General features: G+C 56.2%; 14 protein-coding genes. 9 read left to right on the forward strand and 5 right to left on the reverse strand.

The genetic code is table 11. The features are described 5' to 3' along the window. Positions 1 to 111 precede the first annotated feature (111 nt). Together FA91_RS03755 and FA91_RS03760 are read left to right on the forward strand one after the other, a co-directional pair. On the forward strand, positions 112 to 2724 hold the full coding sequence (locus FA91_RS03755; RefSeq protein WP_051936984.1) for an EAL domain-containing protein: 2613 nt from the start codon (positions 112 to 114) through the stop codon (positions 2722 to 2724). A 280-nt stretch (positions 2725 to 3004) separates the two neighbouring features. Continuing rightward, positions 3005 to 3301 carry an I78 family peptidase inhibitor gene (locus FA91_RS03760; protein WP_034912677.1) on the forward strand — a complete coding sequence of 99 codons (297 nt, stop codon included), beginning with the start codon at positions 3005 to 3007 and terminating at the stop codon, positions 3299 to 3301. A gap of 34 nt (positions 3302 to 3335) precedes the next feature. On the opposite strand, the gene FA91_RS03765 is transcribed toward FA91_RS03760, so the two are convergent. Next, a complete protein-coding gene (locus FA91_RS03765; protein ID WP_051936986.1) occupies positions 3336 to 3899 on the reverse strand; it encodes a redoxin family protein in 564 nt (187 codons plus the stop codon). 172 nt (positions 3900 to 4071) lie between these two features. Next, positions 4072 to 4365, reverse strand: coding sequence for a biofilm development regulator YmgB/AriR family protein (locus FA91_RS03770; RefSeq protein WP_051936988.1), 294 nt, complete (start codon positions 4363 to 4365; stop codon positions 4072 to 4074). Between the two features lie 540 nt (positions 4366 to 4905). Between FA91_RS03770 and cspA the strand changes: the two genes are divergently transcribed. Together cspA and FA91_RS03780 are read left to right on the forward strand one after the other, a co-directional pair. Then, entirely contained in the window at positions 4906 to 5118 is a 213-nt protein-coding gene (cspA, locus tag FA91_RS03775; protein WP_013200976.1) for an RNA chaperone/antiterminator CspA, read from the forward strand. 196 nt (positions 5119 to 5314) lie between these two features. Further along, positions 5315 to 6523, forward strand: a complete 1209-nt coding sequence (locus FA91_RS03780; RefSeq protein WP_034912678.1) for a multidrug efflux MFS transporter — start codon at positions 5315 to 5317, stop codon at positions 6521 to 6523. Between the two features lies 1 nt (position 6524). On the opposite strand, the gene FA91_RS03785 is transcribed toward FA91_RS03780, so the two are convergent. Continuing rightward, complete coding sequence (locus FA91_RS03785) at positions 6525 to 9590, reverse strand: beta-galactosidase (protein ID WP_034912679.1); 3066 nt, start codon at positions 9588 to 9590, stop codon at positions 6525 to 6527. Between the two features lie 250 nt (positions 9591 to 9840). On the opposite strand from FA91_RS03785, the gene FA91_RS21180 reads away from it, so the two are divergent. The 3 genes from FA91_RS21180 to FA91_RS03795 all read left to right on the forward strand — a co-directional run bounded on the left by FA91_RS21180 (position 9841) and on the right by FA91_RS03795 (position 12161). Continuing rightward, positions 9841 to 10002: a hypothetical protein gene (locus FA91_RS21180; RefSeq protein WP_197060481.1), complete on the forward strand. Its 162-nt coding sequence runs from the start codon at positions 9841 to 9843 to the stop codon at positions 10000 to 10002. A 140-nt stretch (positions 10003 to 10142) separates the two neighbouring features. Continuing rightward, entirely contained in the window at positions 10143 to 10445 is a 303-nt protein-coding gene (locus tag FA91_RS03790; protein WP_034912680.1) for a PsiF family protein, read from the forward strand. Positions 10446 to 10622: 177 nt separating this feature from the next. Continuing rightward, positions 10623 to 12161, forward strand: coding sequence for an FAD-dependent oxidoreductase (locus FA91_RS03795; RefSeq protein WP_034912681.1), 1539 nt, complete (start codon positions 10623 to 10625; stop codon positions 12159 to 12161). A 33-nt stretch (positions 12162 to 12194) separates the two neighbouring features. On the opposite strand, the gene proC is transcribed toward FA91_RS03795, so the two are convergent. Further along, positions 12195 to 13004 (reverse strand): pyrroline-5-carboxylate reductase, encoded by an 810-nt coding sequence (proC, locus tag FA91_RS03800; protein WP_034912682.1) that lies wholly within the window; start codon positions 13002 to 13004, stop codon positions 12195 to 12197. A 96-nt stretch (positions 13005 to 13100) separates the two neighbouring features. Here proC and FA91_RS03805 point away from each other — a divergent pair, with 96 nt between their 5' ends. Together FA91_RS03805 and FA91_RS03810 are read left to right on the forward strand one after the other, a co-directional pair. Next, positions 13101 to 13616, forward strand: coding sequence for a hypothetical protein (locus FA91_RS03805; protein ID WP_034912683.1), 516 nt, complete (start codon positions 13101 to 13103; stop codon positions 13614 to 13616). A 9-nt stretch (positions 13617 to 13625) separates the two neighbouring features. Next, on the forward strand, positions 13626 to 14075 hold the full coding sequence (locus FA91_RS03810; protein WP_034912685.1) for a YetF domain-containing protein: 450 nt from the start codon (positions 13626 to 13628) through the stop codon (positions 14073 to 14075). A 61-nt stretch (positions 14076 to 14136) separates the two neighbouring features. On the opposite strand, the gene FA91_RS03815 is transcribed toward FA91_RS03810, so the two are convergent. Further along, positions 14137 to 15330, reverse strand: a complete 1194-nt coding sequence (locus FA91_RS03815) for a zinc-dependent alcohol dehydrogenase (RefSeq protein WP_034912687.1) — start codon at positions 15328 to 15330, stop codon at positions 14137 to 14139. Positions 15331 to 15391: the final 61 nt, after the last annotated feature.

Below are 15391 nucleotides of genomic sequence, written 5' to 3' on the forward strand. Positions count from 1 at the left end.
TTCGCATCACGGGCCGATAACAGATCAATAAGGCGTCGGTAAATCCGGCGCGCAGAGCAAGCTAACGGGTCGCGTTGCTTGATGAGGCAACTGAAAAAGGGTCCGTAGTGAATGAATTATCCTCCGCTGCCAGAACATCAAATCGTCACTGACGATCACAAAGCGGCTTTTTTCACGCGAAGGCTGCTGATGTCGCTGATCCTGCTGCTCTCCGGCGTCATCCTGCTGGCGATGCTGTTGCTTGTGGGCATTGCCTGGCGGCAGAATGAAGACGCCGTGCAGCAGCAGCGTTTCCTGCTCAGCAATATCTGGAAAGACAAGCGGCAAAGCATCCTCACCGATATTCGTGACTACGCCTTCTGGAGCGAGGCGTGGAACCATCTGCATTTACAGGTCGATACGGTCTGGGCCTTCGATCAGCAAAATTTTGGTCCTGGCTTGTTCCAGGAGTATCACTACGAAGGCATTTTTGTTGTGGACGGTCAGGGGCGCACGCGCTATTCGGTGATTAATGGCAAGCTGGATACGTTACCGCTTGAGAGCTGGCTCGGCATCCACGCTGCGCCGTTGATCAGAAAAGCGCGGTCGCTGGCGGCGGCGGAGGGCGCGACAACGCAAAATGTCATTATCGGCACCACGCCCGCGCTGGTCGCTGCCGCCGCCATCACCCCCGGCAAAGTGCCCGGAACCGGCACTCTCCCAGGTCCACCCTCGGTTATGGTCTTTGTCTCTCGCTTCACACCGGAAAAGCTGAAGCAGTTGGGCAACGCCGTCGGGGTAAAAAATGTCAGGGTGCCAACCACCACGCAGGATGCCTTCGTGGCACCTTTTATGGTGGAGGAGGTGGCGGAAGACGCGCCGATTATCATCCGCTGGGATCCGCGCCAGCCGGGGCGCAATCTGCTTATCTGTCTGCTTCCGGCACTTTTTTTTGCCGCGTTCGTGCTGGGCTTGATTGCCCGCAGAGTGATTAACCATGCCATGTCCAGCGCGGTGCTCGCCGACCGGCGATTTGCCCAGTTGAAGCACAGCGAGCGCGAACTGGCGGCAAGCGAAGCGCGTTTTCGCGACGTGGCGGAAACCGCCTCAGACTGGATTTGGGAAACCAATCCGCAGGGCGTGATCACCTATCTTTCCCGCCGCTTCACCTCGGTGACCGGCTTTGAAATAAGTCGCATGCTGGGTCGCTCTGTCGACGATATTCTGCTGCATGAAACGGAAGCGGTTTCACTGTGGATTTTCCAGCAGCGCGCTGACGGGCAGCGCAGACAGCTACGCTGCTACTCGTATTCTGCGCAAAATGAGAAACGTATTTGTAGCCTGGTGGCGAATCCGGTGTTGCTGAAAGGCCAGATTGCAGGCTATCGCGGCACGGTATCGGATATCACCCAGGAGGTCGAGGCCGAAGCGCGACTGCACTATCTGTCGCAGCACGATACGCTCACCGGGCTGCCTAATCGCGTTTACATGCTGGAATTTCTGCGCGGTAAACTTCACGCGCAGCCAACGGCCGAGCGCCCGCTGGTATTGATCAGTCTCGATCTCGATCGCTTCAAGCCCGTTAACGATGCCTTTGGTTATGCGGCGGGCGACAGCGTGCTGGTGGAAGCCTCACACCGACTGCGCGGCGCGCTGAACGCGGGCGATCTGGTCTCCCGGACAGGCGGCGACGAATTTATGCTGCTGGTTTGCGATCTGACCAATGAAGAAGAGATTGATCACTGCTGCGTTCGGTTGCAAAGCGAACTGTGTCGGCCTTTTTATATCGGGCAGCAGGAGCTCTTTATTGGCGTCAGCATGGGGATTGCGCTGGCGCCGGTTGACGCGATGCAGGCAGATGAGCTACTGCGTCTGGCGGACATTGCACTTTATAAATCCAAGCGGGAAGGGCGCAACTGCTGGACGTGGTATCGCCCGGATATGGCGGAGCAACTGATTCATCGACGCGAGCTGGAGCGAAACCTGCGCATGGCTATCGTCAATGACGAGCTGAAACTCTACTATCAGCCGCGCTACTGCCTGCAAAAATCCCGAATGGAAGGGGCCGAAGCGCTGATCCGTTGGGCGCATCCGCCAACCGGCCTGATCATGCCGGACAGCTTTATTCCGCTGGCGGAAGAAACCGGTCTTATCATCGACGTCAGCAACTGGGTGCTGTTACGCGCCTGTACTGACGCGCTGGCGTGGCCGAACATGATGTATGTATCGGTTAATATTTCGCCGGTGGAGTTCCGCAGCGGTAATCTGGCGAAGCGCGTGGCTGATGCGCTGCACAAAAGCGGTCTGGCGCCCAGTCGACTGGAGCTGGAGATCACGGAAAATATTACGCTTGAGAATCCACAAAACGCGCTGACAATGATGCAGGCGCTGAAAAAACTGGGCGTCAGGCTGACGGTGGATGACTTTGGCGCGGGCTATGCCTCGCTCAACTATCTTAAGACCTTCCCGTTTGACGGCATGAAAATGGATCGCTCTTACCTGCATGACTTTCCGCAGTCGCGACAGGCGGTATCGATTGTGGAGGGCATCATCGCCCTTGGCAAAGCGTTCTCGTTGACGGTGACGGCGGAAGGTATTGAGACGCAGGCGCAGTGGGAGGAGCTGAAGGCGATTTCGTGCCAGGAAGGGCAGGGTTACTATCTGGGGCGTCCAATGCCGCTGGAGAGTTTTTTACCCCTGCTGAATACGCCGCTCCTGTTAGAAAGCCACCACGTAGAGCATTAAAAAAGCCCGTCAATACGGGCTTTTTAATTAGCGGACTTTCACCGCGACCAGCGTCATGACCGCTGCAAAAGCAACAAAGCTGAACAGTGCCATTGTGCCCTCCTCATCTGAGATTATTCTTAATTATAATGCAGTACTGCTGATTATTTGAACACTTCGTGCCCCATTTTGTCTCAGGCCAGGTTTTTTAGTCCCTGCGTAAAAGCCGTACGCCTGTTAGCATGAATCTGCTAACCTTTGCCGGGTCTTAAGGTCGTTAAAGAATGAAAAGGAGAGATAAATGATATTTTCCAGAAGGATGATGGTCGCCGCCGCGCTGGTTATGCTGGCGGGATGTCAGTCTGACGCAAAGCCGGACGCTGCCGCTGCGCAGGCCGATCCTGAAATGGATCGCTGTGGCGCATCGCAATACCAGCAGTACGTGGGCAAGCCGCTCTCATCGATTTCATCACTGAAGTTCGGGCATGCCGTGCGCGCTATCCCGCACAACTCGGCGGTCACGATGGACTTCAACCTCAATCGTCTGAACTTCCTGGGCGACGAAAAAAACAACATCACCAAAGTCTATTGCGGCTAGCGTCCGGGCCGGGTTAACCGGCCCTTTGCACCGCTTAGCGATACCATTTACTTGCCCACCACAGACGCAATCGCATCCCGGTATCGCTTGTCCAGCCGCTGGTACTCAGCACCACCTGGCCTTTTGAGACGACGATCAGCGTCGGCATGACGTTAAGCCCCCATTCGGCCACCATCTCGCCCTGCGGATCGTTAACGATGGGTTGCGTCAGATGCCGGCCCCGCAGGAGGCGAATGATCCGGATGTCATCACCCGAGTTCAGCGTTACGGTCAGCACGTTGCCACCGCTCGCGCGCAGCCGTTGAACGTTTCGCGACGCATACTCACAAACACCGCAGGTACCGGACCAGACATAGATCAACAGCGGTTTTTTAGCGCTCAGTTCAGCGAGGGTGACGGCCTTGCCATCAATGGTGTAAAGCGGCCTGTCGGCGAAATCTGTGGGGAGGTGCGGGGCGCGTAGCCAGTCCATGATCGCAAGCGTTGCCACCAGCAGCGCAACCAGTAACAGTACGACGCGGAGATCCTGTCGCTGTTGATGACGACAGGCGTTTTTCCAACTGTCGTTATAAAAAAGGGGTAATTTTCGGCTATCCATGCCAGTGTTTCGCTATCCATAGGCTTCGTTCATTTATCCCGCCATAATAGCCAGCATATTTTCTGTGGCAATCATTTCATACCTGAACCAGACATCTGTCATCCGGCTGTCACACCTGCGCGCTACGCTGCGCTGGCAATTTCTCTCTTATTCTAAAAATGATCAACCCGTCTCATTCCCGCCGCGTGCGGGTTTTTTTTGGATGGCTGACGCCGCGCGACGCCTGCTTTTCATCCATTACCTGCGCCAGCAGATTGCGATAACCGTTCAGCCTTGCTTCGTCCACCTCGCCTTCCAGACGCGCAATAATAATGCTGACGATCGCTTTATTGGTGGCCGGACGCCCGTCGCGCATCAGTTCAATCATCACGGCAGCCAACAGCTCGCTGACATTTGGCGTGTGAAAGGCCGGACTGTTGAAGTAGTCAGTAATAGCGCGTCCCGCGCCGGGGAGAGAGCGGCCCATCGTTAACCTCCGCAAAAGCGCCAGCGACCGCCTTTTGGCGGAGCGAAGAGAGTAAAAAGTGATACAGAGCCGATTCGCCAGAACGGCGGACAGCGACATAGCCTGAAAAATAATCAGGCGGGAATTTTTAAACTCTAGATGTGGCGGTCAGAAAGTCCAGTAACAATCAGAAATATTTTCAACAAGGCCGATTAAAGGCGTTAAAGACATTACAGAAATGTTGCTTCAGCAGGAAAACAGCCAGTAAAGGGATCGGCAATAAGCAGGGGAATTAAAAAAGTACGATAAATAACAATGGCTTATTTTTTATTTGCGATTATTTGCCAGCAAGGGGTTGTACTCCCTCCTCCATTATGAGTAAATGCACCGTCGGTTTTGAAACAGACAGCGTATGCGAGCCATTTTAGTAAAGCAGTTTTCAGTTAAAGCGTTATCTCAGATATCTCTTCTTCCTGACTTCCTTCTTAAGTGCCCCATAAGTCCATCCTGTTCACAAAGCCCCACGCCATTATGGCCTCACACTTATTGAAGGAAAGACACATGTCTAACAAAATGACTGGTTTAGTAAAATGGTTCAACGCTGAGAAAGGTTTCGGCTTCATCTCTCCAACCGACGGCAGCAAAGACGTGTTCGTACACTTCTCTGCTATCCAGAACGGTGGTTTCAAAACCCTGGAAGAAGGTCAGAAAGTTGAATTCTCAATCGAAAACGGCCAGAAAGGCCCGGCAGCTGCTAACGTAACTGCACTGTAATTTCGATTGCTGAATACTCAGCATAAAAAACCCGCCAACTGGCGGGTTTTTTGCTTTCTGACGTCGCGCTGGCTTCAGGTTTGACATCCGTTCTGGTTAGTGTTTCGCTATAAATCTCACCACCTGACCTCTTCGCCCAACGCCAGCGTGTTAGACTTTACGTTCACACGCAATCATAGGTTAAACGCGCCGCGCGATGGAATCCTGGAAAATTAACCTCATTTCAGTCTGGTTTGGCTGCCTTTTTACCGGGCTGGCTATCAGTCAGATCATTCCCTTTCTTCCTCTCTACGTCGAGCAGCTTGGCGTCACCGATCACGATTCGTTAACGCTCTGGTCAGGTCTGATTTTCAGCGTAACTTTTATGATTTCCGCCATCGTTTCACCGATGTGGGGCAGCCTTGCCGATCGCAAAGGGCGCAAGCTGATGCTGCTGCGCGCCTCGCTGGGCATGGGCATCGTGATTTTTCTTCAGGCTTTTGTCACCAACGTCTGGCAGCTTTTCCTGCTGCGGGCGCTGATGGGATTGACCTCAGGTTATATTCCCAACGCGATGGCGCTGGTGGCGGGGCAGGTACCGCGCGAGCGCAGCGGTTGGGCGCTGAGCATGGTATCCACCGCGCAGATTTGCGGGGTGATCATGGGGCCGATGATGGGCGGCTTCCTGGCTGATAAAGTCGGGCTGCGCGCGGTATTTTTCATTACCGCCGCGCTGCTGCTGATCAGCTTTCTGGTCACGCTCTTTTTGATCAAAGAAGGCGGTCGCGTGCAGATAAAGAAAGCGGACAAGCTCAGTGGCAGCATGGTTTTCCGCTCGCTGTCACATCCCGGCCTGATCGTCAGCCTGTTTATCACCACCCTGGTTATTCAGCTGTGCAACGGTTCGATTAGCCCGATCCTGACGCTGTTTGTACGTGAACTGGAGCCGAACGTGCAGAACATCGCTTTTCTCAGCGGCGTGGTTGCGGCGATCCCCGGCGTCTCTGCGCTGTTTTCTGCGCCGGCGCTGGGCAAGCTGGGCGACAGAATCGGCGCGCAGCGGGTTCTTTTTGCCGCGTTGATCCTGACATTTTGCCTGTTCGTCGCCATGTCATGGGCAGGCAGCGCCTTTGAACTGGCGGCACTGCGCTTTATGTTAGGTTTCGCGGAGGGCGCGATGATGCCGGCGGTGCAAACGCTGCTGCTGCGCTACTCCAGCGATCGCGTTACCGGGCGCATATTTGGTTATAACCAGTCGTTTATGTACCTCGGCAACGTGGTCGGGCCGCTGACCGGATCGGCGGTCTCCGCCATTGGGGGCTTCCGCTGGGTTTTTGCCGCCACTGCAACGTTCGTACTGATCAATACGGTTCAACTGATGCTGGTGTGGCGTCGCCGTAAAACGACGCCGGGCCGTATGGAATAGGCTATACCATCGTTAACGTTACCGACCAGACATAGCGTGAACCGTCCAGTAGAAACTCAGGGCTGACGCTCGGACTCCAGGAGTCGTCGCCGCCAACGCCCATGTGATAGCCATCAAGGCTTAACCAGCAACCCTCTTCCTCTTCCAACAGGTGTCTGTGCGAGGTGTCGCGCAGTTGTTCCAGACCATAGCGGCTGAGCGAAAAGTGGAAGTCGCCCGTCACGCGGAGCGCGCCAGCCTGCAACCTTTTTACACCGCCGCGCAGGCCGTTTTCCGACGGAAACACATACGGCGTACAGAGCGCATCCAGCGGCAGCGTCCAGCGGGAAAACTGCGCCGCCAGCCGCCGGTCGGGATAGTTTTCATGCGGCCCCAGCCCCAGCCAGCTTGCCTCGGCGGGCACGTCGCGCAGCCGACAGCGCAGGCCGATACGCGCCGGGAAGGGCTGGCCCGCCGCGACGCTAACGTCCATGGTCACGCAGAGCGCGCCGCTGGCGTCAATTTCAAAACGTTTCTGACTGACAAAGCGGGTTTCCCCGGCGAACTGCCATGCCTGTACTATCGTCACGCGTCCGCCGGGACGGTCGCAGCGCAGATCAATGAGGTGACAGGTCAGATCGTTGTATCCTGCCTGCTGCCAGCGCGACACCCAGGCGTTGGGATCGACTTTCGCCACTTCGCTGATGCCGATGTCGTTGTCCAGCGGCGCCCGCACGAAGAGGTCGCGCAGCGGTGAGAGCAACTGCGGCGCGCCATCCACCCGCCACTGCACCAGATCGCCGCTGCGCGTGCAAAACTGCCAGCATTGCCGCCCGTGCGTGATTTCAAGGCGATCGGGGTGTTCATCTATAGCCGGCGCGATCGGCGATCCCAAGCGAGCAGGCAGCACCAGCGCCGACGGCAATCGCCACTGATCCCAGGCGACGCGATGATCCTCTGGTGACCAGGCGGTAGCCGCTGGCTGAATAACTGAGACATTCAGCCATACGTCGCCGTCTGATTGTGGCGCGTCGCCCAGCGTCAGCGTGACGCTGCCTTGTGGGACAAGGACTAACGCCAGTTCGCCGCCGTCGATCCGCTCACCGTTATGCTCAATGTTCCAGCGCAGACGTTCATTATCTGTCTGGCGAAACAGGTATTCACTGCGCACGGTGAGCGTCAACGGTGCGGTGCTGTCCAGCGTAAACTGAAAAAACTGCTGCGCGCGCTGGGCCTCATACAGCGCCGGATGCGGCGTGCGATCGGCAAAGACCAGCCCGTTCATGCAGAACTGGCGATCGTTCGGGCTGTCGCCGAAATCGCCACCGTAGGCCTGCCAGGCGGTGCCGCGCTGGTCATAGCGCGTCAGACTCTGATCCACCCAGTCCCAGACAAAGCCGCCCTGAAGCCGCGGAAACTGACGAAACGCCTGCCAGTATTTGGCGAAACCACCCAGGCTGTTGCCCATCGCATGTGCGTACTCGCACAGGATCAGCGGGCGCGTCTCCTCCGGCAGGCCGATCCATTTCTTGATCGACCATTTCGGCACCGCCGCAAACGGCTGATCCTGATCCACCCGCGCGTACATGGGACAGATAATATCCGTGGCGGCGGTGTCGGCGCCGCCGCCTTCGTACTGAACCGGCCGGGTGCCGTCGCTACTTTTTACCCAGCGCCACAGCGCATCATGGGTTGAACCGTGGCCGGACTCGTTGCCAAGCGACCAGATAATAATGCACGGATGATTGCGGTCGCGCTGCACCATCCGCGTCACCCGTTCACTGAAGGCGTTAAACCAGACTGGATCGTCGGAGAGACGGTTCATCGGCGTCATGCCGTGGGTTTCAATATTCGCCTCATCGACGACGTAAAGCCCGTAGCGGTCGCACAGACGATACCACAACGGATGATTGGGATAGTGCGAGCAGCGCACGGCGTTGAAATTGTGCTGCTTTATCAGTTGAATATCGCGCAGCATGGTAGACGCGTCCATCACCTGGCCCTGCTCGGGATGGTGTTCATGGCGATTGACGCCGCGGATCAGCAACGGTTTGCCGTTCAGTTTCAGCAGACCTTCATGGATCGCCACCTGACGAAAACCGACATCAAACGCTTCCACCTCCTGCAACTGCCCGTCGTTATCAAACAGGGCAATGGTTGCGCGATACAGATGAGGCGTTTCAGCGCTCCACAGATCGGGGCGATCGACGTGCAGGCTGAGCGTGGTGCGATCCTGATAGCGGCCGCGCTCATCAATGACTTCGCTGCCCATGCGCTGGCGTCCGCTGGCGATAAGCGCTTCGCCGCGCCAGAGCTGGACGGCGGCCTCGGCCTCGCCGGATGAGCACACCACCTTTACCTCAAGACTCGCGGAGAGAAAAGCCGGACCGAGCCGCGTTTCGATCTGCACGTCTTTCAGATGCAGCGCGGGCTTATGCAACAGGCTGACGTCGCGGAAAATCCCGCTCATCCGCCACATATCCTGATCTTCCAGATAGCTGCCGTCGCTCCAGCGTAACACCAGCGCCGCCAGACGGTTTTCGCCCTCTTTCAGACTGTGGGTGAGATCAAATTCGGCGGGAAGCCGGCTGTCCTGCGAATAGCCGATAAACTGCCCGTTACACCACAGATAGAAGGCCGAGCTGACGCCGTCAAACTGAATGCGCGTCTCGCCATGGGCCAGCCAGCCCGCAGGCGCGGTAAAGGTCAGCGAATAGCAGCCGGTGGGATTCCCGGCGGGAACATACGGCGGGTTTACCGGGATCGGATACTGCACGTTGGTATAAACAGGCGCGTCAAAACCAGCCAACTGCCAGTTCGACGGTACGCTGATCGACGAAGCATCGTGAAGATCCTGCATCAGCCAGCGGTCAGGCACGTGCTCAGGCGCAGAAAAATAGCTGAACTGCCAGTCGCCGTTTAACAACAGAAGGCTGGTGCTGGGCACATCGTCGCGGGCGGCGGTCAGATCGCGCCAGCTACTAAAGGGCGGATGGGCAGGAAGGCGATGAATATGCGTAACGGCGGGGTTTTCCCAGTCACGGCGGCTGAGCTGCTGTTGAAGGTTCATTGGCGCGAGCAAGGTCATAACGATCTCTCTGCTGTGGAATGCGCTCACAATGCTGCCCGCAACAAAATTTGTAAAGTGCGGCGCGGGCAGCCTGCGAGCCTGACATCAGGAATTTACCGTGACAGGCAGCTTTTTTGCCGCTTTCCGACAGCAAAGCGTTAAGCGTGGTTACGTCGGGTTAATAGCCGCCCGAACAGGAGAATTCTGCATTGTCGGGGCTGCGGCCGCAGCTTAGTATCAGCGGCACAGCAATGGGAGGTATAAAAATATGAATCGTCTTATTAAAGTAGTGAGTGTGATTGCGCTGGTTACGGCGCTGAGTGGTTGCCTGTTTCCTCCTCCGGGCGGTGGCGGTGGCTGGGGTGGTCACGGTGGCGGCGGCGGCGGCGGCGGCCCGCGCGGTGGCTTCGCCATGGGGCCGGGACGCTAAAAAAATTCATCCGGGGGCGTAATGCCTCCGTTTTTCCATCCCGCTTTTGCGATCCCGCCGCGTTATTTTAACCTCTCTTCTCACCGACAAAAAATTTCCTGCCAGAATTGATCTGACTCACTTACATAAGGAATGCACCAATGAAAGCGATCTGTTTCATCGCAGGACTGGCGGCTATCGTCAGCAGCTACGTAACTGCCGCAGAACCCGGCGTGCAGCAGCAAAAAATGACGCAGTGTAATCATCAGGCCGGCGAAAAATCATTAAAGGGCGATGACCGCAAAACCTTTATGCAGGGCTGCCTGAAAAAAGAGGGCGGCAATATGGAAAAGATGACGCCTCAGCAGATCCGTATGAAAACCTGTAACGCACAGGCGGGCGAAAAAAGCCTTAAGGGCGCTGACCGTAAAACCTTCATGAGCGCCTGCCTGAAAAAAAGCTAATGGGTGGGGCCGTCCGGCCCCGCTTCACTGTTTGCATAAATTTTTTTACGTTTTTAAAGCCCTTTATCAACAAAGGGTTATCCTGCCCTCTTTGCCGTTCCGCCTTCTTCTATGTTGTTCAATTCCTTATCAATGCCAGGCTTAATACTGTTAAATATAAAAATAAGGAGCGCTGTCGTGAGCTATCAGAACGCCCTGGTATTACAGGATTTACCTGAGGGTAAACCGGTCAGAGTGCCCATCGGGGACACTGACATTCTGCTGATCCGTAATGGCGAAGCGGTGAATGCCTTTCAGGCAAAATGCCCGCACTCTGGCGCGCCGCTGGAAGAGGGCGCCATCTGCGAAGGCAAACTCATTTGCCCGTGGCATAAAGCCAACTTTGATATCAGCGACGGCCATCTGTGCGAACCGCTGGCGCTGAGCGATTTGCAACGCTATCCGGTCAACATTGTGAACGGCATGGTTCAGGTTGAACCTGAAGCTCTACCGCCGCTTTATCGTTTTTCAGCCGATCGGGAAGAGCCGGTTTTTGTGGTGCTGGGAACGGGCGCGGCGGGCAGCGCCGCCGCCTGGACCCTGCGTCGTGAAGGTTTTAAAGGGCGATTGGTACTGGTAGATCGGGAAACTGAAGCGCCCTATGATCGCACCGTACTGACCAAATTTGTCCCTGCCGGAAAAATGACCATTGACGAGGTGCCGTCGGTACTTGATGACGACTTTTTTGATGTCGCCGAACGTAAACAGGGTGACGTTGAGCAACTCGACACACAAGCGCAGACGCTGCGCTTCGCTGATGGCTCGACGCTGCGTTATGACAAACTGCTGATCGCCACCGGCGGCATACCGCAGCGCCCGGATCTGGAAGGGAAGGCGCTGTTTGGCGTGCATGTCCTACGCAGTCTCGAACAGGCGGAGACGCTGCTCAACGAGGTGGATAGCAGTAAAAAGCTGGTGATTATTGGCAATAACTTTATCAGCACCGAACTGGCCTCTGCGCTACGCAGTCGTGATATTGACGTGCAAATTATCACCCGCTCACCGCTGCCGTTCGAAAAACAGTTTGGCGAAGAACTGGCGCGCTACTTCCGCAGGCTGCATGAAGAGAACGGCGTGCGCTTTGTCGAAGGTGAACCAGACAAACTTGAAGGCGCAGACGGAAAGGTGAACGGTGTCCGGCTGAAAAGTGGCGTCACCGTGGCGGCAGATGTGGTGCTGTTGGCAACCGGCGTGGCGCCGGGCACGGACTTTATTCACGATATCCCGTTACGTGATGACGGCAGCCTGACCGCAACCGAAACGCTTGAGGTGGCGCGCAACGTCTGGGCGGCAGGCGACATCGTCAGCTATCCGGTCGCAAGCGGCTATCAGCGCATTGAACACTGGCGCGTGGCGCAGCAGCAGGGGCGCATCAGCGCAAAAAACATGCTGGAGAAAACCGAACCGTTTAACCGGGTGCCTTTTTTCTGGACGGCGCAGTTTGGCACGCGCTATGAGTATCTCGGTCACGCCAGCGAGTGGGACGATTACACGCTGTTGGGTTCACTGGAAGACAAAACCTTCGTGGCGCTGTACGGGCAAAAAGGGCAACTGGCAGCGCTGGCCTCCTGCGGGATGTACACCTTTACGGCAGAGATGATACGTCGCATGCAGCATCCGTTAAGCGTTGACGAGGCGGCCTCGCTGGCGCAGAAGGCGCTTGATGAAAAACGCTAGTGCAACAGGGGCGCGAAGCCCCTTTTTTTGGCGTCAGGATTTACCCATGCTTTCTGATTTCGCCATACACTGCTGCATCGCGCCGATCACCGCCGCGCGGAAACCCTTCTCCTCCAGCACCTTCACCGCTTCAATGGTGGTGCCGCCCGGTGAACAGACCATGTCTTTCAGTTCGGCCGGATGTTTTCCGGTTTCCAGCACCATCTGCGCGGCGCCCTTAACCGCCTGCGCCGCAAACTGATAAGCCTGCGCACGCGGCATTCCGCCCAGCACCGCGGCATCCGCCATCGCTTCAATAAATAAAAATACATAGGCGGGCGCCGAACCGCTCACGCCCACTACCGCGTGGATCATAGACTCCGGCACGCGCTGCGCCTTACCGAACCCGTTGAAAATAGCGATGATTTCATTGGCTTCTTCCTCGGTGACCAGCACGTTAGGCGTTACCGAGGTCATGCCTTCATTCACCAGCGCAGGCGTGTTTGGCATCACCCGCACCAGCTTGCGATCGTGGCCCAGCACGCCCGCCAGTGAATCCAGCGTCACGCCCGCCGCAATGGACACCACCAGCGTCTCTTTATTCAGGCTGCCGGAAATCTCCTTCAACACGCTGAGGATCACGTTGGGTTTTACCGCGCCAAAGAGAATGTCCACCTGGCGGGCCAGTTCGTCCGCGCTGTTGGCGGGCGTGATGCCGTACTTCTCGTGCATGGCCTGGTTTGTGGCTGGCTTATGGTCATAAACCCAGATATTTTCTGCCTTAATCTGACCCGCGGAAATCATGCCGCCAATAATGGCCTGGGACATATTGCCGCAGCCAATAAAACCAATTTTCTTGTCCATTTCATGCTCTCTGTTTCGGTTACCTGCGTTTAGCTTACGTCATTCATCTTCTTAATCCAGTTTCGGCTACGCTTAAGCAACAATCAGGAGAAAAATATGCAGCCCAATCCGCAGGATGAAGAGCAAAGCCGACACTACCCCATTGAAGAAAATCTGCGCTGGCAGCGCATAGAGTGGGCCATTCAACGCGTGGGTTACCTGCTGCTGTTCGCCGTGGTGATACTTGGCGCGTGTGGCCTGTTTTCCAAAGGCGTACTCAGCGACGTAACCGCGACCTCGTCCGACGGCACGCTACAGGTCAACTACGAACGTTTTGGCCTGCGTGACAGTGACATGACGATGACTATCCGGGTAAAACCGCACCAGCCGGGACGGTTTACCCTGGTCGTGAGCGGCGAGGAGATGGAGAATTTTCAGATTCAGTCGCTTCAGCCGCAGCCGCAGCGCGCCGTTACGCGTAATAACAGCCTTGAATTAACCTGGGAAACGTCGATGAATGACGGCGCCACGGTATGGATAGGATCGCAGGCGCTAAACCCAGGCCGTTACCCGGTAACCATCACCCTGGATAACGCCGCAAAAGTGAATTTTACTCATTATATTTATCCGTAGGAGTCAGGCATGGAAACGGTAATGCGTGCGGCGAGCATGTATCTGCTGCTGATGATCGTGTTGAAAATTGCGGGCAGGCGCACCCTGCTGGAGATGACCTCGTTTGATTTGATCCTGCTGCTGATTATCAGTGAGGCGACGCAGCAGGCGCTGCTGGGCAACGATTTCTCCATAACCGGTGCATCGCTGACCATCATTACGCTGATCGTGGTGGATATTCTTTTCGGGATGCTGAAATCACGCTTTCCGCGGCTCGATATGCTGATTGACGGCACGGCATTGATTCTGGTGGAAAACGGACGCGTATTGCCTGAACGCGCCCGGCGCGCGGGGATCTCTGAAGACGATATTCTGAATTCGGCGCGCAGTTCCGGCCTCGAACGCCTCGATCAGATCAAATACGCCATCCTTGAAAAGAACGGCAAAATTTCAATTATTCCTGAACAGCAGAACGGGTAGGTTTGGGGGACAAACGTTCCCCTACAAACAAGCCCGGTGTCCGCCGGGCCTGGTTCTGTTTTTACAGCGTGGCCTGCGTTGACTGCATGCCCGGCACCAGAATCACCTTACGGCAATCTTCCTCGCGTTTTTCAAAGATTTCGTAACCCCTTGCCGCATCTTCCAGCGGCAGGTGATGCGTCACGATCTCTTCCGGCTTCAGCAGACCTTTCTCAATGAGCGACAGCAGATCGGGCAGGTAAGCATGCACGTGCGTCTGACCCATTTTAAAGGTCAGCCCTTTATCGAAGGCGTCGCCAAACATAAAGCCGTGAATAGGGCCGGCATAGACGCCTGGTACGCTGACAATGCCGCCCCGGCGTACCGCCGCGATGCACTGGCGCAGCGCTTTGCCGCTGCTTCCCTCGATTTTCAGATTGGTCAGGATGGTTTCAGTGAGGCTGCCTTTCGCCTCAAACCCCACCGCATCAATCACCGCATCAACGCCGCGATGACCCGCTGTGTTATCGATAATCCACGCCGCCGGATCGTCGTTTTCATCGAAGTTAATGGGGATCACGCCATAACGCTCACGGGCGAACGCCAGCCGATAGTCGTTATGGTCGATCATAAAGATCTGTTCGGCGCCTTCCAGACGCGCACAGGCCGCGCTCAGCAGGCCAACCGGCCCGGCACCGAAAATGGCGACGCTCGATCCCTTTTTGATCTCCGCATTTTTAACCGCCTGCCACGCGGTGGGAAGAATATCGGAGAGAAAAAGCACTTTCTCATCCGGCAGCGTATCGGGGACTTTGAAAGGGCCGGTGTTGGCTTTCGGCACGCGCACATACTCGGCCTGCCCGCCAGGGATACCGCCATACATGTCGCTGAAACCAAACAGCGCCGCCGGAGGCGTGATGTTTTTACGGTTCAGTGCGGCGCCTTTACCGCTGTTGGTGCTTTCGCAGGCTGAATACTGCTGAAGGTGGCAATAGAAACAGTCGCCACAGGCGATGACAAACGGCACCACCACGCGGTCGCCTTTACTGACGGCGGTGACGCCGGGGCCGGCTTCAACCACTTCGCCCATAAATTCATGGCCAAAAATATCGCCGTGATGCGTGCCGGGCATCTTGCCGCGGTAAAAGTGCAGGTCTGAACCGCAGATTGCGGTGGCCGTTACGCGGAGAACAATATCATCTGCCGCTTCAATCGTTGGATCAGGAACATTATCGACGCTGACCTTATGCGGGCCATGATAGGTAAGGGCTTTCATATTTTCTCCCGTTCAAAGAATTTCATCGAGCTGTAAATACACAGCCCGGCCTTAAGGCTGC

Source organism: Erwinia sp. 9145 (genome assembly GCF_000745075.1).
GTDB lineage: Bacteria > Pseudomonadota > Gammaproteobacteria > Enterobacterales > Enterobacteriaceae > Erwinia > Erwinia oleae.